Here is a 20,907-nt window from a genome sequence, read left to right as displayed (position 1 = left end):
TCCAATTACAAAAAAGTATAGCACAACGCTTCAAAAAAGTAAAGCGGACCAAAGAATCCGCTTTACTTTATCTGTCTTACGGACGTACCTGTCCATTACCATAAATGATATACTTGGTGGTGGTCAGTGCAAGGAGTCCCATTGGGCCTCTTGCATGGAGCTTCTGGGTGCTGATCCCGATCTCCGCACCGAATCCAAACTCATTTCCATCGGTGAATCTGGTAGAAGCGTTCACATAAACTGCCGCTGCATCTACCTCATCCAGGAATTTCTGGGCATGGGTGTAATCATTGGTAATGATAGCCTCCGAATGCTTTGTATTATATTTATTGATATGTGCAATGGCTTCCTCCACGGAATCCACTACCTTTACAGAAAGGATATAGTCAAGATATTCCGTTCCCCAGTCCTCTTCTGTTGCAGGAACTGCTCCCGGCATCAGAGCCTTTGCTGCTTCATCTGCACGGACCTCCACATGCTTCTCCTTAAGGCGTCCGGCCAGCACCGGCAGAAAATCGTCCTTCACCTTACGGTTTACAAGAAGGGATTCGCATGCATTGCATACGCCCACACGCTGGGTCTTTGCATTGATCACAATATCCGCTGCCATCTGAAGATCTGCAGTCTCGTCCACATAGATATGACAGTTTCCGGTTCCGGTCTCGATGACAGGGATCGTACTCTGGTTTACCACTGCTTTGATCAGTCCTCTTCCGCCACGTGGGATCAGTACATCCACATACCGGTTCAGCTTCATAAATTCCGCAGCCGTTTCTCTGGAGGTATCCTGGATCAGCTGGATAGCATCCTCGATAATGCCGCAGGCCTTCAATGCCTCACGGATACAGTTGACAATGGCAGTATTGGAATGAATTGCGTCGCTTCCACCCTTCAGGATCACGACATTTCCGGTTTTGAAGCAGAGACCGAATGCATCTGAGGTAACATTGGGACGCGCTTCGTAAATGATGCCGATCACACCTAAGGGAACACGTTTCTGTCCGATCAGAAGTCCGTTGGGACGTTTTTTCATACCGGTAACTTCCCCGATGGGATCTTCAAGACCGGTAAGCTGACGAAGTCCGTCTGCCATTCCTTCGATCCTCTCCGGTGTCAGCATCAGACGGTCGATCAGTCCTTCCGGCATCTGATTCATTTTACCGTTTTCCACATCCAGGGCATTGGCCTTCAGGATCTCATCGGTATGAGTGACAAGAGCCTTTGCCACAGCTTCCAGGGTTATATTTTTGTCATTTGTGGAAAGATTTCGAAGGACTGTCTCCGCATCTTTCGCATTCTGTCCCAGTTTTTCAAGCATTTCATTCATTTCCAAATATTCCTGCCTTTCTTTCTGTCTTTACAGCAATATCTTACTGTGCATCGCGGTATATATTCTCTTCCGTCACAATGACCTGCGGACGGATATCCGTAGGCTCTGTGGGAACCTCCGAAAGGATCTGGAAGGAAAATCCTACTGCAACGCGGCAGACCTCCGGATGTTTTTCCAGAAAACGGTCATAAAAACCGCCGCCATAGCCTACCCGGTTGCAATTCACGTCAAAAGCCACCCCGGGCATGACCATCATGGCTTCTTCCCAAGAAACCGTTTCTCCGTCTTCCTTTGGCTCAGGGATCCCGAAGTAGCCGGATTCTAGCTGACTGAAATCGGTCAGTCTGTAAAATACCATATCCTTTCCGAAAACCTTTGGCACTGCCACTTCCTTGCCGTCTTTCCAGGCTTGCTCGATGATATAGCGTGTGATCACTTCATGGTTATAATCTGCGTATGCCATGATCCGTTCTGCATTCCGGTATTCCGGAAGCTGTGTCAGGGCCTCTGTGATCCGGAGACTGTTTTCCCGGATCCAGGCATCGGTATGTTCTTTTCTGGCTTTGAAGATCTTTTTTCTAATTTCCTTTTTTTCTTCCATATTTTTCTCCAAGATTGGTGATGCTGCCATCCTTTTCTTTGATATCGATATTATTCAGATGCGCACGGAGATTTCCTTTCACTGCATCCAGATATTCTCTCCGAAGCTTCGCCTGTTCCACCTTTTCTTCCTCGGTAAGACCTACACTTTTCTGTTTATGTGCCAGTGCGTTGATCCTGTCGATCTTGATATTGTCCATCATAATGTTATTCTCCTTAAAGCAGTTTTTCGATATAATCAATGAGGAAGAATTCTTCCTTCTTGTTTCCTACAAATAATGTTCCGCAGCTCCTGCCTTCCACGATCCTGTGGATGTTGTGGAAGTCATTTCCGTTGGCAATGACCATGTCCGCTCCTGCCGCAGTGGCGATGATCGCAGCGGTAAGCTTGGTCGCCATTCCGCCGGTGCCTACATTACTTCCTGTGGAGGATTTGCCAAGCTTACGCATATTGTCATCCATGTTTTCTACAATGTCGATAAACTGTGCATCCGGATTGGAATTGGGATCGTCTGTAAAAAGACCGTCAATATCGGACATGAGGATTAGAAGATCCGCATCGATCAGTGCAGCAACCACAGAGGAAAGGGTATCGTTGTCTCCGAATTTTACCAGGTTCTGGAATTCGTAGGAGGATACCGAGTCGTTCTCATTTACAATAGGGATCACCTTTTCTGCCAGAAGCTGCTGGAAGGTATTCTGGGCATTCCTGCGGTTGGTATTGTTGACCATGGTATTCTTAGTCATCAGGATCTGTGCCACCATCTGATTGTATTCCCCGAAAAGCTTCTGATAAATGGTCATCAGCCTGGCCTGTCCCACAGCTGCACAGGCCTGCTTTTTCTCAAGCTCTGCCGGCTTTCCCTGCATCCCCAGTGCAGCTGCACCTACCGCAATGGCTCCGGAGGATACCAGCACTACGTCTTTCCCCTGATTGTGAAGGTCGCTGAGCTCTCTGGCCAGGATCTCCAGCTTACGGAAATCCAGTCTTCCTGTTTCTGCGTGGATCAGTGATGATGATCCGATCTTGATAACGATGCGTTTCTTGTCTTTCAGTCGTTCCCTGTAATTTGCGTTCATGTTTTTTGTTTCTCCTGATACCTGTATATTAGTCTTACTGATAAGTAACGGAATCGATCCTGTCATTCTGTACGATCTCCACCCAGGTAGTACCCGGATTCAGGCGGATCTCCTGTTCATTTCCGTCGTAATAATGGGTGATCCCCCATGGAGAATCCTTCTCCCAGCGGATATCAATGGCTCTGCCTCTGGTAATAAACTTGCCCTCTCCGCCGGAAATGGCATCAATATTCAGATAGCCGTTTCCATCGTAGGCCGGGCAGGATGAATACTGAAGGATGATATTGTCGCAGGTAAGCGGTTCATTATCCAGCTGATCCACATGTTCCTTGCCAAACTGGAATCTCTTATATTCCTTTGTCTCCTCATCGTATTCATACCAGGGATGATTGTCAGTAAAATTATCCAGCTTCACAAGGCTGGCTGTGATCCCATCCGGTACAGTCTCTGTACCATCTTCTGCAAAAAGATAATGTCCGGTATATTCTTCTTTATATTCCTGGCTGTATCCCATAGCATCTATGCCTGCCTGAAGGTGACTGGCATCTGTGTAGGCATTGTGAGGTGCCTTCCTGTCTGTTGTGCGGAAAAAAGCCAGCTTGCCAATCTGGATCCCGTTGAGGTTATCGATCACATGCTGTTCCAGATAAGGCAGTGCATAGGCAGCCTGTCCGTAGTGGGCATAGATCGCATTAAATTCGTTGGCATAAAAGAGATAATAGTCACGGCAGCTGCGAACGGAACCGATCCGTTCCAGCTCATCGTAATCTTCGAGAATGCCCATAAGACGGGTAATATTACCTTCCACCGGCGCTTCGTAGACAACACCGGCATGTCCGATACCACTCTGGGGAGCTCCGACACTGTTGTTGCCCATCATCACGGCAACCGGTCTTCTCCGTCCAATGCTCTCCGGAACATCTTCGCCGGTAAGATAGCTCTTTACCTGGGTTTCTTCCTGCTTTTCCTCATTGGGGACAAAGCCTACCAGATCCTGCCCTGCTCCAAAAGCGGGAACAGTCTGGGCAATGCAGATGCATGCAGCTGTGATACCTGCCAGGATACCTGTCTTTTTCATTCTCATATATTACCTCCTTTTCTTAAAGCGGAAGAGTTTTCCGCTTAGCTTTTCCGTGGGACAGCCCGCAGTCATTCGCTGTACTAACGGTTAATCCCCAGCTCCTTCAGTGCCGCTGCCTGCTTGGCTTCCATGACCTTCGCCTCATCCTCTGTCATATGATCATAGCCCAGAAGATGCAACATACTGTGTGCCACCAGGAAACAGAATTCCCTTGTCACACTATGTCCGTATTCCTCTGCCTGGGCAAAAACCTTGGGCACGGAGATCATGATATCTCCAAGAAGGAGTTCATCACTGTCCAGATCAAAATAGGACTCATCCTCTTCCACAACGGAATAATCCGCCGGTGTCTCAAAGGGGATCATAGGAAATGACAGCACATCCGTAGGAGCCTGGATATTCCGGAATTCCGTATTTACCCTCTTGATCTCCTCGTTGTCTGTCAGGACAAGATTGACCTGTCCGTCATAGGGACATTTTTCCATTTCAAGAACCTTGTCCGCAACCTGGGATGCAAGGGCAGCATAGTCAATGCCCAGCTCCTGATCTGTCTCATATTCGATATTTATGGTCATCTTCTGTACTCCTTATTTTTTACAGCATACCTGTCATCCTTCCTGGATTTGGCAGGCTTCTGTTTTTTTTCATAATCGTCATAGGCCTGTACGATCTGCTGTACAAGTGGATGACGTACAACATCCTTGCTGGTCAGCTGACAGAATCCGATGTCATCGATCTTCTTCAGCACCTTCATCGCCACATCCAGACCAGACGTGGCATCCCTGGGAAGGTCCTTCTGGGATGCATCTCCTGTGATGATTACCTTGGAACCGAAGCCGATCCTGGTCAGGAACATCTTCATCTGGGCAGGTGTGGTATTCTGTGCCTCATCTAGGATGATGAAGGCATTATCCAGTGTACGTCCCCTCATATAGGCAAGAGGGGCAACCTCTATGAGCCCCTTCTCCATGTTTTTGGCAAAGCTGTCTGCGCCCATGATCTGATACAATGCGTCATAAAGAGGACGCAGATAGGGATCGACCTTGCTCTGGAGATCGCCAGGAAGGAATCCCAGCTTCTCGCCTGCCTCAATGGCGGGTCTGGTAAGAATGATCCTGGAAACCTCCTCATTGCGAAAAGCAGTTACTGCCATAGCCATGGCAAGATAGGTTTTGCCAGTTCCGGCAGGTCCCACACCGAACACGATCATCTTCTTACGGATCTGTTCCACATAATCCTTCTGTCCGAGAGTCTTGGGCTTGATGGGTCTGCCCTGTATGGTATTACAGATAAAATCCTTGTCGATCTCCTCCATCACGGAGCCGATCTTCTCCATGGCAAGGGAAAGTGCGTAATTCACATTCTGCTGTGTGATGGTATTGCCTCTGCCCGCAAGTGTGTTCAGTTCCTCCACGATCGCCCTAGCCTGTGTGGCTCCCTCCTGGCTTCCCAGGATCTTAAGAGAACCGTCACGGAAGATCATGGTTACGTTCAGAGTACGTTCGATCAGCTTCAGATGCTCGTCAAACTGTCCGAAAATATTCGCCTGGCGGTCTGCCGGCACATCCACATATAATTCGATAATGCTGCTAGCCATCCTCTGGTGTCCTTTCTTTTGGCTGCGTCTTTTTTTCTGTGGGGGCTTCTCTTCCGGTCCGTTCAATGACGGTAAGAGTGCCTCTGCTGACGCAGTCCTGGTGATTTATTTCTATTTTAACATTATTTTCAGATATTTGAACCCCTTTTTCTATTAATTTTTCTTCATAGGCATAAAGCCTTTGTATGGCCTGTTTTTTTGCGGCATCCTCTGTCAGCTGCTCTTTCTGTACTTCGTACTTCCCGATCGCAGCGATCCCCAGGGTAACAGGAGAACGAAAAATCCCGATACTGAAAAGAGGTTCCCGGCTGACGAGGCATTCCTCATTTTGTTTCAGAGGAGAGGAAAAATCCAGAAACCAGTTTCCCAGCTGAAAAATAAGCCTTGTTTTCTTTTTACCGGACCACACCTTTTTCTCTATGTCCAACGGAAAGGTATCGTAATAGGCAATGGTATGTCGGATGTAAATATCCGCATCTGCCTGAACATATGCATAGCGGATGACCTCCTGACTGTCATCGGTGATGTCCACGATCCCGGAAACCAGTTCCTGGCCTTTTTTTATTTCATCCCCGGCCCTGACAAGAGGAGTTCCCTGCCGTGTGACCATGGAATCGATCACACCGTCCAGGGTTGAAAACAGACTGCATGCTCTTTCTTCCGGCTCTGCTTTTTCTCCGGCAGTTCCCTCCCGGATCTCAAAACGCAGGCCCGTTCCCGAAAATCCGGCTGACACCCAGGTGATCTCCGGAAATTCTCTTCGCAGGGAAGCTGCAAGTGCACTGCAGCTGATCTTCTTTCTGGATACTCCGAAACAGACCCCTTGCTCTTTCAGAAAGCTCATCAGCTGGGGTGTGGGATTTAAAATATTTCCCCGAATTTCAACGTTCCACACTCTGCCTGACAGAAAAAAAAGGAGGCAGCAAACTGCCAGAAACCCCGCGGGGATCATTTTTCTTCTTTTACAGAAAAGCAGAAAAAACAAAGGCCCTTTTTTTTTCAGGATGTGGATATGTACCCCTGTTTTTCTCCGCAGTGGCGAGATCTGCAGAAAATCCGCTACCTTCATAGTCAGCTGAAGCTCCGTCTCACCGGTGCGGATGATCCTTTTCAGATCCATTTCCCTGCCTCTGCAAAGGTTCACGAACCGCTGACATTGCTGTCCCTTAACAGAAACCCGCACAAAACCTGGGACCATTACTTATTTCCCTCCTCCAGCGTAATGCTTTCGATCTGCCCGCGGATACATAGTTCAAGGGTTGTGTAGCAGGGGATCACAAGGTTTTTCCCACGGATCACAAGTCTACCGGAAGGTGTCAGTATCAGGATCTCCTCCCTTGTATAGCTCTGGATATTCCGGTAATTTTCGATCACTGCCCGGCGTTTTCCCGTAAGTATCACCTGCACCTCCCGAAATGCCGGTTCCTCGGGAAGCTCCAGAAAAGCTGACATTTTTCTCATTAAAAAAATCCTCCGGCTTTTATCATTAATCTATGCCGGAGGATTTCTTCTTATGTATCTTTCACTGTATCTGCTTTTTGTCTTTTATCTGCGGATCAGCACCATGGAAAACCAGAGAATGGTATTTCCACCCAGATTATATTCCATAGCTTCCTTTTCTACGATCTCACTGACTACCACGCCATAGCTTTCCAGACATGGATGCATATGCTCCGGAAAACGGCATGGTTTTCCGTCCAGATAGGCACAGCGTTCACAGAAGTCACAGGATTCCGTGGAAAGCGTAAAGGTCTCATAGCCCTCTCCCTCCAGAAAATCACGTACCTTCTCTGTAAGCGCTTCGTGTTCCATTCTTGTGGAAAGCATCTCCTTCATGTTCATGATATCCGATACCTCCGCAACGCTGGAAAAGAAAACTGCTTTCGGATAGCTCCGGATCTTCTTTTCGCATTCTGACAGCTCTCCCACTGCCGGAGGACAGGCCCATGTGCTCCCATAACGTTCACATTCCTGTTTACAGATCGTACGCACACGTGACTGTACTTTAATATCCCCGGTATCCAGCACACGATACTCAAAAATGGGATACTGGGAAATAAACTCATCAAATTTTTCTTTTATACTGTTCATACCTTTAAGATCTCCTGTTCTCCAAAAAGGCTCATAACTGCTGCCTCATAGTCACCAAAATGCTGGGATTTTTTGATCTTTTTCAGATATCTGGCATAATTGGTAAAGCCCGGTGCCATATAACTCCACAATTCCTTCATGCGGAAAAGTACATTTCGTTCTCCTGAAAGATATTCCTGATAATCCCGGTAAAGACGGTCATGGAACTGCCGCAGCTTTTTCCGGTATTCTTCCCGGTGATCCTCTCCGTCTTCTTTTTGCATAATGGCATCCAGAAGATAGGGCCTTGCGATCAGGCCTCTTCCGTACATGACGCTGTCTGCATCCGGAAATTTCTCCCGGATTTCCTGATAAGCCTCCACTGAAAAAATATCCCCGTTATATCCCAGGGGAACCTTCAGCTTTTCCCTTGCCTCCTCATACAGTCCATATCTGGGAATCCCCTTATAATGATCCTTCAGAAGGCGTGGATGGATGATCAGCTCCTTCAGCGGATATCTGCCGTAGATCTCAAGAAGCCGTTCCCAGTCTTCCTCATAATCCGTTCCCACTCTTGTTTTTATGGAGATCTCCATCCCGGTCTTTTCGAAAATCTCATCCAGAAAACGTTCCAGCTTATCCGGCTCGCCCAGGAAACCGGCACCCTTTCCCTTGGCTGTGACAGTTCCCGAGGGGCATCCCAGATTGAGATTTACTTCCCTGTGTCCGTATTCATCCCGGAAGATATGGGCTGTTTTCACAAAATCCTCCGCATTGTTGGTCAGGATCTGGGGGATCACCGGAAGATCTCCGTTGGTTTCCGGTGATACCTCTTTGATCTCCTTGCTGCTGAGACGTTTATTGGGCTTGGCAGTGATGAAGGGCGTAAAGTATTTATCCATGGGATAAAAACAATCATGATATGCATTCCGGTAAACCCAGTTGGTTACGCCCTCCATAGGTGCCAGATAATTCTTCATTGTTTATCCTCCTTCATCCGGAAATAGATCTGCTTTCTCCCTCCGCTTCCTGTGGGGATCCTGCCTGTCTCATAATTTCCCAGAGATTTGATAAAGGGGGTCAGCTTGGAATATCCGTAATTACGCACATCAAAATCCGGAAGTCGTTTCCCAAGCTGATCGCCCAGCTGTCCGGAGGAAAGCCATCCCTCTTCGTCAGAAAATTTCTCGATGATGGCATTAATGGCCTTGCGCACCCGCTTGAGATCTTTGTTCTTCCTGGAGCCGGAGCTGCTCTGTTTGCTGCTGTTTCCGGATTTTTTAGCTTCTGCTGCAGTAGCCAGATCTTCCTTCTTCTCTTCCTCCTGCTGGTTGCGGTAGAGAAGATCCAGATATTTAAACTGGTTGCATGCGGAAATAAACGGCTTCGGCGTCTTCTCCTCACCCATACCCAGGACCAGCATTCCGGATTCCCGGAGCCTTGCTGCCAGACGGGTGAAATCACTGTCCGAAGAAACAATACAATATCCATCCACATTTCCGGAATACAGAATATCCATGGCATCAATGATCATCGCCGAATCGGTGGCGTTTTTTCCAGTGGTATAGCTGTACTGCTGGATAGGAATGATGGAATCCTCCAGAAGAACCTTTTTCCAGGAGGAAAGCCGTGCACTGGTCCAGTCTCCATAGATCCGTTTGTAGGTGGCTATGCCGATGTTTGCCACTTCATCCACGATGATCTTGATGTATTTGTCTGATACATTATCTGCATCGATCAGTATTGCAATTCTTAATTCGTTGTCCATAAATCCAACCTTTTCTGTTTAATCTGTGCCGTCTCCGATACGGATCAATGCTCCAGCATGATCTTGAGGATCTCTCTGTCTGTTTCCTTCATACCGTCTTTTCCGATCTGACCCACACAGCTGATGGTCTCTGCGGTTTCTTCCTGGAGAATTCCTGTATAAGGTGCATAAGACTGCCCGTTCATGGCAAGATGATGCGCCAGGAAGGCTGCGTCAAGACAGGCTGCGATCTTGGCAGCACAGGAGATCTTGGCCCCATCACAGATGATTCCCGGAATATTGGCAAGGGTATTCTCGATCGTTTTTTTGATCAGGGAAATATCTCCGCCTACCATATAGGTAATGGCAGCTCCGGCTGCACAGGAGGCCGATACCGCACCGCAGAAGGCAGACAGCTTCCCTATATATTGCTTCTGATAGACTGTGAGGAGATTGGAAAACACCAGAGCCCTGTAGAGGCTGTAATCCGGCAGCTCCATCTCTCTTGCATAGACGATCAGCGGAACAGAACATGCAATTCCCTGATTTCCGCTTCCGGAATTGATGACAACCGGCATATCACAGCCACCCATACGTGCCTCAGAAGCCGCTGCAGTAAGACTTCTCATTCTGGTGAGCATATCGTGAGAATAATTTTCACGGATCACGCGCCCGATACCCAGGCCGTATTTTCCGGTCATTCCCTCATGAGCAATGGCCATGTTGCTTCTGATCTGCGCATCCAGAAGCTCCTTTACATCGGAAAGCTCTACGGTATCTGCAAATTCCCGAATATCCTCCAGATTTAACAGGCCGCGGTCCGTCTCTTCCTTTTCTTCCACTGCTTTATCTGCATCAAGGAGGATCTCTCCGTTTTTGCTGATCCTGGTCACGTTGATATGGTCGTATTTGATCTCCAGGCTGACGGCATCTTCACCGGCATACATTTCGATGATAATGTGAAGGACTACCGGCGTGTCCAGAAGCTCCACCTTACAGATATCTGCCTCCAGAAGTTCCCGGCAGCGTGCCCTGCCCTTTTCATCGACTTTGGAAAGAACTTCCATATCCAGTGAGGCATCTCCTGCCACCGCCCCAAGGATCACACCTGCAGGAATCCCCTTTAAGCCTCCTGAATTGGGAATGATCACACAACGCACATTTTTGATGATATTTCCGGAACATTTTGCTACGATACGCTCCGGCTCTTTCCCAAGGATCTCTCTTGCTCTTGCCGCACCATAGGCCAGAGCGATCGGTTCTGTACATCCCATAGCCGGAATCATCTCTTCACGGAGGATCGCCAGATAGTTTTTATATATTTTTTTGTCCACTTTTTTATTTACCTTCCCGTATTTTATGATTATTTCTTTTCCTGATATTTATGACATGCTACCATATGTCCCGGCTCCACCTGACGAAGTGCCGGGGTTTCCTGTCTGCAGCGTTCCTCACACCACGGACAGCGGTTATGGAAGCGACAGCCCCCGATAGATCTGGACTGTACTCCGGTATCCGTAACGATCTGATCCAGAGTTTTGACTCTCGGGTCCGGAACCGGAATCGAGGAGATTAGCATTTTTGTATAAGGATGCAGCGGATTGGAATAGAGCTTATCTGCATCTGCGATCTCCATGAGATTTCCAAGATAAAGCACCCCGATCTCATCACAAATCTTCTGGACCACCTGCAGCTGATGGCTGATGAACAGATAGGTCAGCCCGTATTTTTCCTGAAGATCCTGAAGCATCTGGACGATCTGGGCCTGCAGGGAAACATCCAGCGCAGAAATGGGCTCATCGCAGACTACAAATTCCGGCTGTACGGAAAGTGCTCTTGCAATGGAAATCCTCTGACGCTGTCCGCCGGAGAACTCATGAGGATACTTCAGAAGATCCTGTTCTTTGAGGCCAACCACGCGGATCAGTTCTTTTGCACGCTCCTTACGTTCTTTCTGCGTGTACATTTTATGGATCTCCATAGGCTCACAGATGATATCCTGCACTGTATGGCTTGGGTCCAGAGAGGAATAGGGATCCTGAAAAACGGACTGCATTTTTTTGCGGTATGGAAGCAGTTCTTTTTCCCCCATGGCTCCGATCTCTGTTCCCTCATAAAAAACCTCACCGCCTGTGGGTTTATGATAACGTAGGATTGCCTTTCCGATGGTAGATTTTCCGCTTCCGGATTCTCCTACCAGACCGAAGGTTTTCCCCTTTTCAATCGAAAAGCTTACCTGATCCACGGCCTTCAGTATGCCCGGCTTAAAGGACAGAAGCTTCGGAGATTTCTGTTTAAAATATACTTTCAGATCTTTTACTTCAATTAAGGGCTTGCTCATCTCTTCTCCTCCCTTCTGTGACAGAATATCCTGTGTCCCTCTGAAGCCTCATAATATTTCGGAAGACAAGCTTCACAGGTTTTGTCCGCATATTTACAGCGATTCAGGAAGGGACACAGATCACCGTTTCCGTCCGAAAGATCTCTCTCCAGAAACTGTTCAAAGGTACCTCCCACCCGCGGCATGCTTGCGATCAGTGCCTGTGTATAGGGATGTCCCGGATGAAGAAAAATCTCTTCTACAGTTCCCTCTTCCACCACGTAGCCACCACACATGACAGCTACCCGTTTACAGGTCTGCGCTACAACGCCCAGATCATGGGTGATCAGGATGATGCTCATATTGTTTTTTTTCTGAAGTTCCAGAAGCAGATGAAGGATCTGCGCCTGGATCGTAACATCCAGGGCTGTGGTGGGCTCATCTGCGATCAGAATCTTCGGATCACTGCTCATGGCCATGGCGATCATCACACGCTGGCGCATACCGCCGGAAAGCTCGTGAGGATAGCTGTTCATAGCTTTTTCCGGGTCTGTGATGCCAACGGCTGTGAGAAGCTCCAGCACCCGGGCCTTTGCTTCTTTTTTATTCATATTGGTATGGCGTCGGATCAGCTCTACCATCTTATTACCAACAGTGTAAACCGGATTCAGTGCGGAAAGAGAATCCTGAAAGATCATGGCGATCTCACCACCGCGGATCTCACGGAGCTCTGCTTCATTTTTCTTCAGGATATCTTCTCCCCGGAACAGGATCTCACCACCCATGATCTTACAGTTGGATGGTCCGAGACGGAGAATGGATTTGGTGGTCACGCTTTTTCCGCTTCCGGACTCTCCTACGATCCCGAAAAAATCCCCCTCACCGATGGCAAAGCCTGCACCTTTTACTGCCTGTGTCTCTCCAAGGTCTGTAAAGAAAGACACCTTCAGATCTTTTACTTCCAGTAATTTTTCCATATGTAAATGTCCTCCTTACTTGGGCTCGAATACTTTTCTTAATACTTCTCCCAGATAATTGAAGCTGACGACCGTGATCAGGATCAGGATTCCGGGGAAAATAGCCAGATACGGTGCCTGCTGGATATAGCGCTGTGCATTGCTCAGCATACTTCCCCAGGAAGCCGTAGGCGGCTGGATACCCAGGCCGAAAAAGCTCAGTGCAGATTCCATCAGGATGGCATTGGCAATGTTCATGGTTGCAGCCACGATAATGGTAGGCATGATGTTAGGCAGGATATGATGTACAATGGTGGAGAATTTCTTCTGTCCGGAGATCTTTGCATAGATGACATACTCTCTCTCGTTCAGGGAAATGGTCTCGCCACGGACGATCCTGGCAATATTCATCCAGGTCAGAAAGCCGATGATCAGGACAATGTTCTGAAGTCCCGGTTTCAGAAAGGCATTCATAACGATCATGATCAGGAATGTCGGAAGGCTCATCAGTGCATCCACCAGACGCATCAGCACCGCATCCACCGTTCCTCCCACAAAACCGCTGATGGAACCGATGATCACACCAAGGGCTGTCGAAAGCACCATGGAAAGGAAGCCCACCAGAAGGGATGCTCTTCCTCCGTAAATACAGCGAGCCAGATAATCCCGTCCCATATCATCCGTACCGAAAAGATGCGCCATGGAAGGAGCATTCAGTCTCTCTGTGGCGCTGATGGCATTGGGATCTACCGGATACAAAAAGGCAAAAATGGAGATCAGTGCCAGCAGGATGATCGCTGCTGCACCTACCACTGCAAGTTTATTTGTCTTAAAACCAAGTTTGATATTTTTCCAGATATTTTCTCTCATGTCCCTTTACCTCCTAACATCCTGCTTTGCGGATCCTCGGATCAAAGACAGCATACAGGATATCTGCCAGAAGATTTCCGAGCACCACGAGAAGCGCGGTAAACATGGTGATTCCCATGATCAGGGGATAATCATACTGCATAACAGCGGTCACTGCCAGCTGACCGATTCCCGGCCATGCAAAAACCTGCTCGGTGATAATGGCACCGGAAACCAGAGACTGCAGGCTCATTCCGAGAACTGTGATCATAGGAAGCATGGCATTTTTCAGTACATGCCGGAAAAGGATTCCAGACTCTTTCATTCCATAAGCCTTCTGCACCATAACATAATCGGAGGACATTTCCGTAATGGTACTGCTTCTTAAATACCGGATGTACTGTGACGCATTTGCAAAGGTCAGAACTGCGCAGGGCATGACCATATGCAGGATCAGATCTCCTAAGGAACGGTTGCCGTCTGAATGCATACCGATACTTGGCAGGATATGGAGATGCACACTGAAGAGATAGATCAGCATGATACCGAACCAGAAAGTAGGAATGGAGATGCCTACATAACAGAACATGCTGGTGATCTTATCCAGAACACCATTTTTATTCTTTCCGGAATACAGGCCCAGTACAATGGCAATGAGAAAACCAAGCAGCATGCTGATTCCCATGAGGATCACGGTTGCGGGAAGTCTCTCCAGCATCTGTGTCAGGACCGGTCGGTTATTCATCAGGGAATTTCCGAAATTCCCGTGAAGGATCCTTCCCAGCCACAGAAAGTACTGCTCATAGACAGGCTTTGTAAGTCCCAGGCTTTCTCTCAGGTTCTGGATATATTCTTCACTCATATTTGGTTCCACATAAGTCAGGACAGGATCTCCGGGCGCTGCTTTTGTCAGTGCAAAGCAGAGAACAGAGACAATAAACAGTGTCAGAATACACTGTATCAGACGGTTTACGATCTTCTTCAAAATGTACCTCCTTTATTTTCCCCGAAAACAGGAAATCGGCTGGCGCAAAAACGCGTCAGCCTCTTTCTGTTTCCGGTATTCATCCGCTATAAAATTATTTATTTCTCCAATGTGTAGATCTTGGAATAATCATAATAAATAGTTTTTAACAGACATTCATCAAAGCCTCCGAAATCTTTACTTACCGCATAGAAACCATTGGAATAAGCGATCGGATAGATATACATGTTATCATTGATCGTATTCTGGATCTCCTTATAAATCTCGCCACGTTTTGTCTCATCTGCAGTGCTGTTGCCCTCTTCCCACAATGCATCCAGATCTGTATCCTTGATCCTGGAATAGTTGGAACGGCTGACGGAAGAACTCATGTCTGCATAAAGGCTCGGCTCTTCTCCCAGAGTGTAGAAGCTCAGTACCAGATCATAATCTGTGCACTCCGTATCCTTTGTCTTATTCTTGAAGGTAGACTCATCTGTAGGAAGAAGATTGATGGTGATTCCTACATTGGCAAGGGCAGACTGTACATACAGAGCTTCACTCTCCATTGTCTTATCTGTGGAGATATACATCAGGTTCAGAGAAAGACTTGTCTTTCCTGCTTCGGAAAGGAGCTCCTGTGCTTTAGCCGGATCATTGTCGTAGGTATTGTCCGGTTTTGTATAGTAGAGTGTATCCGGTGTAAAAATAGAATCTGCAGGCTCTGCATAATCCTCGGAAAGGAAAGCAAACTGACAGAACTCCTCTTTATTCAGTGCGTATGCAATCGCCTGACGTACCTTTACATCCTGAAGATCTTCGTTCAGCTCATTCATGAACATGGCGTTGACACGTCCGGAATTATAGGTATTGATGTTTACGTTATCGTAAGCACTGACGGTATCGTAATCATCTGCGCTGATCAGACGTGCATCCAGATCTCCGCTTGCAAGTGCCGCATTGGCGGAGCTGGAATCCTTTACGATCTTGAAGGTGATGGAATCCAGATTTACATCATCAAAATAGTCATCGAATTTTGTTACTTTATAATACTCTCCGGATTTGTATTCCTCGAACTTAAAAGGACCACTTCCCACCGGTTCATTGTTGAGATCACTTTCTCCGATATTCTCCACGCCGTCATAAATATGCTTCGGAATACAGTAAACCTGGCTCAGTCCACCAAGAAATCCTGCGGAAGATGATCCAAGGGAAATCTTGACTGTAAGGTCATCAACCTTCTCTGCCTCTACTGCCTTGTCATTAACGTATCCGTAAGAAGAATACGGAACATTCTGCTTCTCATCTACCAGCACCTGCATGGTGAATACCACATCATCGGCTGTGATCGGCTGACCGTCATGCCATTTCAGTCCGTCTTTGAGCTTCAGTGTGAATTCGCTGGCATCATCATTGGCTGTTACACTTTCGCAAAGTCCGTTTCCGTAATACATCTCTCCGTTCACGATCTCAAAAAACGGGCTGTACAGTGCCTGCATCATATCGAAGCTTGTCTGATCCACAACATAAAGCGGATTGATGTTCTGCGGATCTGCTGTTTCTGCAATGGTAATATTTCCGCCTTCCGCCTTGGTTCCTTCTGTTTCTGCTGCAAAAGCAGTCATTCCTGACATAACAGTTGTTCCTGCCACTGCAGCTGCCAGAAGCGCTGCCAGTACTTTTTTTCTCATTTCCTGTTCCTCCTGTGTTTCAGTGAGTATTCCTCTTTTCCCACCAGTTTAATATGATATAGGTAAGATAATACTATACCATATTACCTTTGTCAAGCTGTCCCTGGCTCTTCAGAGATTTTTTTACTGCATTTCGTTAAAGCTTGTATTTATTCTACATACAGATCACACAGGCGTCAAGATAAATTTTCTGTATCCTGCCTCTGATCTATATATATTTCCTTAATTCGTCATATTTTTGATCCAGTGTCCGTAATTGCACTTCAAAAATGCAGGCACGCATTTAAAGATCTGATCTGCATTCAGGCAGCATACCACCACTGCCGGAGATGCCTTGACTACAAATGCCATAAACATGGACAGAGGGATCACGAGCCCCCAGGTACTGATCAGGTCCACCTTCATGGAATAAGCGATGCTTCCGCTTCCCCGGATGATACCACCGTTTGTCGGCATCTGATAGGACATTCCCACCATTACTACACTTAAGTCATTACCGAAAGCCCGAAGGCAACCCCTGCAATTTCTACACAGCGCAGTGTAGCAAGCAGGATCTGCGTCACCGCAAAGAAAAAGTAAGTAAACCGGATGATCGCCAGATAGGAAAGACCGGCTTCGATAATCGTCTGTCTGTTGTAAAAAGCCCCAGCAGCTGTGTTGGAAAAAGGCTGGCCAGGATAAACAGCATAAGGGCAATAAAAAAGCCTGTGCGCATGGCCCAGGCACTGATCTTCCTTACCGGCTCTGTCTCTTTCTTTCCCCAGTACTGACTTCCGAATATGACAAGTCCGTCTCCCAGAGCCATAAGCAGCTGCTGAAAGACGAACTGTACCTGGTTTACGGTGGTCACACCGGATAATGCAGTTTCGCTGAAGGCTCCAAGCATAATGTTGTCCGCAAGATTGACACTTAAGGTCACTACATTCTGCAGCACCAACATGGAGCATAATTTCAGAAAATTACGATAAAAATTCTTCATCAGTCTTTTACGATGGCAATGATATCATCTGCGTTGATCACCAGATATTTCTCACCCTCATATTTGATCTCGGTTCCTGTGTATTTTCCGTAGATCACACGGTCGCCCGGCTTTACCTGTACCGGTACTTCTTTACCGTCTACGACCTTACCGCCACCTACTGCGATAACCTCTGCCTGCTGGGTTTTCTCCTTGGAGCTGTCCGGAAGTACGATGCCGGATGCGGTTTTGTCTTCTGTCTCAAAATATTTTACGATAACTCTGTCTGCAACTGGTTTTAATGCCATATTCATTTCCTTCTTTCTGTGATTATTAGCACTCTTGAGCTTCGAGTGCTACTCTTTTTTTATCATACTACATATCCGAAAATTGTCAAGATATTTGCAGATATGTAGTATGATATTATTTATGATAGGGCTCTCCGCTGATGATACGATAGCTACGGTAGATCTGTTCCAGAAGGATCACACGCATCAGCTGATGAGGAAATGTCATCTTCGAAAAGCTTAAAGCATAGTCTGATCTCTTCAGTACTTCTTTTCCAAGACCGATAGAGCCGCCGATCACAAACTGGATATGGCTGGTCCCACGTATTCCCAGCTCGTCGATCTTCCGTGCGAAGTTCTCAGAGGTCAGCTGTTCGCCTCCGATCTCCAGAGTGATCACAAACGCATCATCCCGGATATATTTAAGAAGACGCTCCCCTTCCTTGTTCCGAATGGCATCTTCTACTGTTTCGCTGGCATTATCCGGTGTTTTTTCGTCGGACACTTCTATGATCTCCAGCTTGCAGTAACGCCCGAGGCGCTTGGAATACTCCGCAATGGCATCCCGCAGATATTTTTCCTTGATCTTCCCTACTGTCAGGATACTTATTTTCATCCGCCGTTCTCCTCCAGATAATTCTCAAATTCTTCTGCTGACATCAAAACCTTCCTTGGCTTGGTTCCTTCCTCCGGACCTACCACTCCTGCGTCACAAAGCTGATCCATGATCCTTGCCGCACGGTTAAATCCGATCTTGAACATACGCTGGAGCATACCGATGGAGGCCTTTTCCTTCTCAATGATAAATTTACCGGCTTCTGTAAAATAGACATCTCTGTCACCGCCGCCGGCTCCTCCCGGGACACCGGCTGTATTGACCTGCTTCTCGATGGAGGTATCATAAACAGCACCCTGATTTTTGTCAGAGACATATTCTACGACTGCACTGACCTCCTCATCTGAAACAAAAGCGCCCTGCAGTCTGGCCGGCTTCTGATATCCCTGAGGATAAAACAGCATATCGCCCTTGCCAAGAAGCTTCTCGGCACCGTTCATATCCAGGATCGTTCTGGAATCCACACCGGAAGATACGGAAAATGCGATCCTGGACGGCATATTGGCCTTGATCAGACCTGTGATGACATTGACCGATGGCCTCTGGGTAGCAATGATCAGATGGATACCTGCTGCACGTGCCAGCTGGGCCAGACGGCAGATCGCATCCTCAACTTCTCCCGGCGCAACCATCATAAGATCCGCAAGCTCGTCCACGATGATCACGATCTGCGGCATCTTCTCAGGTGCCTTTTCTCCCTCCGGGACCCGCATATTGGCAACCTTTTTATTATATTCTCCAAGATTACGTACCCCATATTCCGCAAAGGCATTGTAACGGCTGGTCATCTCGGAAACAGCCCAGTTCAACGCACCGGCCGCTTTCTTCGGATCTGTGACCACCGGAATGAACAGGTGCGGGATCCCGTTATATACACTGAGCTCCACCACCTTCGGATCGATCATGATCAGACGCACCTCATCCGGTGTAGCCTTATAAAGGATGCTGATGATCAGCGTATTGATGCAGACGGATTTTCCGGAGCCGGTTGCTCCGGCGATAAGAAGATGCGGCATCTTGGCAATATCTGCCACTACCGGTTTTCCGGCAATATCCTTACCTGCTGCAAAGGACAGCTTGGATTTTGCATTTTTAAACTCCTCTGACTGAAGAAGATCCCGCAGCATGACCGGGCTGTTCTCCTTGTTCGGAACCTCAATCCCCACGGCTGCCTTTCCCGGTATCGGTGCTTCGATGCGGATATCCGGTGTAGCAAGATTCAGTTTGATATCATCGGAAAGACCAACGATCTTGCTGACCTTCACACCCATTTCCGGCTGCAGCTCATAGCGGGTAACGGTAGGTCCGCAGCTCACATTGGTAACGGTTACATTGACGCCGAAATTATGCAGGGTTTCCTGAAGCTTCTGTGCTGTTTTACGCAGATGTGCATCGGAATCTCCCTGAGATCTGCCATCTCCGCGCTTCAGAAGCTTCAGCGGCGGATACTGATATGGTTTCTTCTCCGGAGCTTCTCCCTGGCTGATCTCATGCTGGATATTTCTGATCCCATGCTCGATCTCTGTCTGAGATGACTTCGGGTTTCTGGAGGGCTGATGGGATGCCTTCTGTTCAGCTTCCGGCTGAGGATCCTCCTTTATCTCAGCGGGAACGTCTGCCTTTCCTGTTTCCCGGGAAGCTTTTGCTGCTGCAGCTGTCTTTGCCGGCAGGATCTGCTGCATCTCGGGAATATCTACATCCTCATAGCCGGCATAAGCATCCTCCTCTTCGGCTTCCTGCATTTCTCTTTCGAAATCCGGCTCCTCCGACTCTTCCCGGGCCGGCTGGGACTGTGAACGGTGGATCTGGAATTCCAGCGGCTGAGCATGCTCCTCCGGTTTCTCATCAAGCCCTGGATCCTCTTCTGTCAGATCTGTATCTGCCGGAAGTACAGCCTTTTGTTCATCAAGGAAAGAAGGAAGATTAAATTCTCCTTCCCGGTTCGCCTTCACCGCAGCCTGTCTTTCTTTCTGCGATCTTCTTGTTTTTTTCTTTTGTTTTTTTGAGATATTTTCCGGATCTTTCTCTGTAAGGGCAAGTTCTTCTTCCTCCAGCTCTTCTTCCAGCCGGCGGATCTTCTCCGCTCTTTTTTCCGCACGGATCTTTCTGCGAAGCTCCTTCTGCTTTTCTCTGTCCGGCTGTCCCTCAAGATAAGCTTCTCTGCCCTCTCTTGCTGCATCTGTAAAAAAGTCCAGGATCTTATTCATAAATCCGAAGAAGGATCTCTGTGTTATGATGATGAAAGACACAAGAAGCACCAGAACGATGATCACAGTTCCGCCCACAACGCCAAAAGCGGATGCTGTGGAAATACATACTGCACCACCGAATACTCCACCACCGGTACGGTATTCCGAACTCAGTGAATAATAATCCGAAAACGTGGTACTTGGCGTATAGCCCTCTGTGATCAGCTGAAGAAAGCCGCAGAGGAACACAAAAAATACCACGCCCGCCAGTACCTTTTTGTAGGCAAGGCGGTTGGTATTGTTCACGATCAGGAACGTAACTCCGGCAAAAAGCAGGATCGGGAAAATATATGCACAAAGTCCCATGATGCCAAAGCATACGGCACTGATGGCATTTCCTACGATCCCTCCCATACCAAATGCACTGATCATCAGGATCAGGCAGGCCGCAAACATCACAAGGATCAAGATCTCTGTCTGAAAGCGGTTACCGACAGGCTGCTGCTTCGCCGCAGGTTTTCTTTTTCTTTTTTTTGTCGTTTTTGAAGCTGCCATTGTCAGACTCCTCCCAG

23 protein-coding genes are annotated in these 20,907 nt (G+C 47.8%); all 23 read right to left on the bottom strand.

Translation table 11 applies throughout. The features are described from left to right. Nucleotides 1-76: 76 nt before the first annotated feature. Nucleotides 77-1,327: a glutamate-5-semialdehyde dehydrogenase gene (locus BN3261_RS05420; protein WP_110925755.1), complete on the bottom strand. Its 1,251-nt coding sequence runs from the start codon at nt 1,325-1,327 to the stop codon at nt 77-79. Nucleotides 1,328-1,370: 43 nt separating this feature from the next. After that, nucleotides 1,371-1,931, bottom strand: a complete 561-nt coding sequence (locus BN3261_RS05415; protein WP_021650534.1) for a 5-formyltetrahydrofolate cyclo-ligase — start codon at nt 1,929-1,931, stop codon at nt 1,371-1,373. Further along, complete coding sequence (locus tag BN3261_RS05410) at nt 1,909-2,130, bottom strand: DUF896 domain-containing protein (RefSeq protein WP_044960849.1); 222 nt, start codon at nt 2,128-2,130, stop codon at nt 1,909-1,911. Before BN3261_RS05410 ends, BN3261_RS05415 begins: the two co-directional genes overlap by 23 nt. 16 nt (nt 2,131-2,146) lie before the next feature. Continuing rightward, nucleotides 2,147-3,010: a glutamate 5-kinase gene (gene proB, locus BN3261_RS05405; protein ID WP_059086874.1), complete on the bottom strand. Its 864-nt coding sequence runs from the start codon at nt 3,008-3,010 to the stop codon at nt 2,147-2,149. A 34-nt stretch (nt 3,011-3,044) separates the two neighbouring features. Next, nucleotides 3,045-4,094, bottom strand: coding sequence for a DUF3048 domain-containing protein (locus tag BN3261_RS05400; protein ID WP_235812342.1), 1,050 nt, complete (start codon nt 4,092-4,094; stop codon nt 3,045-3,047). Nucleotides 4,095-4,171: 77 nt separating this feature from the next. Further along, the gene (ybeY, locus tag BN3261_RS05395; protein WP_015524845.1) at nt 4,172-4,666 is read right to left on the bottom strand and encodes an rRNA maturation RNase YbeY; all 495 of its coding nucleotides are present in this window, start codon (nt 4,664-4,666) and stop codon (nt 4,172-4,174) included. Then, nucleotides 4,663-5,688 carry a PhoH family protein gene (locus tag BN3261_RS05390; protein WP_022426778.1) on the bottom strand — a complete coding sequence of 342 codons (1,026 nt, stop codon included), beginning with the start codon at nt 5,686-5,688 and terminating at the stop codon, nt 4,663-4,665. The genes ybeY and BN3261_RS05390 overlap by 4 nt, the downstream gene beginning before the upstream one ends. Further along, the gene (locus tag BN3261_RS05385) at nt 5,681-6,886 is read right to left on the bottom strand and encodes a sporulation protein YqfD (RefSeq protein WP_059085654.1); all 1,206 of its coding nucleotides are present in this window, start codon (nt 6,884-6,886) and stop codon (nt 5,681-5,683) included. The genes BN3261_RS05390 and BN3261_RS05385 overlap by 8 nt, the downstream gene beginning before the upstream one ends. Beyond that, complete coding sequence (locus BN3261_RS05380) at nt 6,886-7,149, bottom strand: YabP/YqfC family sporulation protein (protein ID WP_059085653.1); 264 nt, start codon at nt 7,147-7,149, stop codon at nt 6,886-6,888. The genes BN3261_RS05385 and BN3261_RS05380 overlap by 1 nt, the downstream gene beginning before the upstream one ends. Nucleotides 7,150-7,233: 84 nt before the next feature. Continuing rightward, the gene (locus BN3261_RS05375) at nt 7,234-7,779 is read right to left on the bottom strand and encodes a DUF2284 domain-containing protein (protein ID WP_015524841.1); all 546 of its coding nucleotides are present in this window, start codon (nt 7,777-7,779) and stop codon (nt 7,234-7,236) included. Then, on the bottom strand, nt 7,776-8,738 hold the full coding sequence (locus BN3261_RS05370) for a tRNA dihydrouridine synthase (protein WP_059085652.1): 963 nt from the start codon (nt 8,736-8,738) through the stop codon (nt 7,776-7,778). The genes BN3261_RS05375 and BN3261_RS05370 overlap by 4 nt, the downstream gene beginning before the upstream one ends. Next, entirely contained in the window at nt 8,735-9,526 is a 792-nt protein-coding gene (locus tag BN3261_RS05365; protein ID WP_022426781.1) for an NYN domain-containing protein, read from the bottom strand. Before BN3261_RS05365 ends, BN3261_RS05370 begins: the two co-directional genes overlap by 4 nt. A 44-nt stretch (nt 9,527-9,570) precedes the next feature. Continuing rightward, the gene (locus tag BN3261_RS05360; RefSeq protein WP_059086872.1) at nt 9,571-10,791 is read right to left on the bottom strand and encodes an L-cysteine desulfidase family protein; all 1,221 of its coding nucleotides are present in this window, start codon (nt 10,789-10,791) and stop codon (nt 9,571-9,573) included. 77 nt (nt 10,792-10,868) lie between these two features. Continuing rightward, nucleotides 10,869-11,846: an ABC transporter ATP-binding protein gene (locus tag BN3261_RS05355; RefSeq protein WP_059085651.1), complete on the bottom strand. Its 978-nt coding sequence runs from the start codon at nt 11,844-11,846 to the stop codon at nt 10,869-10,871. Continuing rightward, nucleotides 11,843-12,802, bottom strand: a complete 960-nt coding sequence (locus BN3261_RS05350) for an ABC transporter ATP-binding protein (RefSeq protein ID WP_022426783.1) — start codon at nt 12,800-12,802, stop codon at nt 11,843-11,845. The genes BN3261_RS05355 and BN3261_RS05350 overlap by 4 nt, the downstream gene beginning before the upstream one ends. Nucleotides 12,803-12,817: 15 nt before the next feature. Further along, complete coding sequence (locus BN3261_RS05345) at nt 12,818-13,651, bottom strand: ABC transporter permease (RefSeq protein WP_021650546.1); 834 nt, start codon at nt 13,649-13,651, stop codon at nt 12,818-12,820. A 13-nt stretch (nt 13,652-13,664) separates the two neighbouring features. Beyond that, the gene (locus BN3261_RS05340) at nt 13,665-14,615 is read right to left on the bottom strand and encodes an ABC transporter permease (RefSeq protein WP_192925790.1); all 951 of its coding nucleotides are present in this window, start codon (nt 14,613-14,615) and stop codon (nt 13,665-13,667) included. Between the two features lie 98 nt (nt 14,616-14,713). Beyond that, complete coding sequence (locus tag BN3261_RS05335) at nt 14,714-16,285, bottom strand: ABC transporter substrate-binding protein (protein WP_022426786.1); 1,572 nt, start codon at nt 16,283-16,285, stop codon at nt 14,714-14,716. A gap of 222 nt (nt 16,286-16,507) precedes the next feature. Further along, on the bottom strand, nt 16,508-16,753 hold the full coding sequence (locus tag BN3261_RS18165; RefSeq protein ID WP_059085649.1) for a hypothetical protein: 246 nt from the start codon (nt 16,751-16,753) through the stop codon (nt 16,508-16,510). A gap of 91 nt (nt 16,754-16,844) precedes the next feature. Next, entirely contained in the window at nt 16,845-17,264 is a 420-nt protein-coding gene (locus BN3261_RS18160; protein WP_059085648.1) for an MATE family efflux transporter, read from the bottom strand. Beyond that, nucleotides 17,264-17,551, bottom strand: coding sequence for a co-chaperone GroES (groES, locus tag BN3261_RS05320; RefSeq protein WP_044960825.1), 288 nt, complete (start codon nt 17,549-17,551; stop codon nt 17,264-17,266). Before groES ends, BN3261_RS18160 begins: the two co-directional genes overlap by 1 nt. 115 nt (nt 17,552-17,666) lie before the next feature. Next, complete coding sequence (rlmH, locus tag BN3261_RS05315; RefSeq protein WP_059085647.1) at nt 17,667-18,146, bottom strand: 23S rRNA (pseudouridine(1915)-N(3))-methyltransferase RlmH; 480 nt, start codon at nt 18,144-18,146, stop codon at nt 17,667-17,669. Beyond that, the gene (locus BN3261_RS05310; RefSeq protein ID WP_059085646.1) at nt 18,143-20,890 is read right to left on the bottom strand and encodes a DNA translocase FtsK; all 2,748 of its coding nucleotides are present in this window, start codon (nt 20,888-20,890) and stop codon (nt 18,143-18,145) included. The genes rlmH and BN3261_RS05310 overlap by 4 nt, the downstream gene beginning before the upstream one ends. Nucleotides 20,891-20,907 lie beyond the last annotated feature (17 nt).

The organism is Blautia massiliensis (ex Durand et al. 2017) (assembly GCF_001487165.1).
GTDB lineage: Bacteria > Bacillota > Clostridia > Lachnospirales > Lachnospiraceae > Blautia_A > Blautia_A fusiformis.
This window is presented reverse-complemented; position numbering and strand designations above follow the sequence as displayed.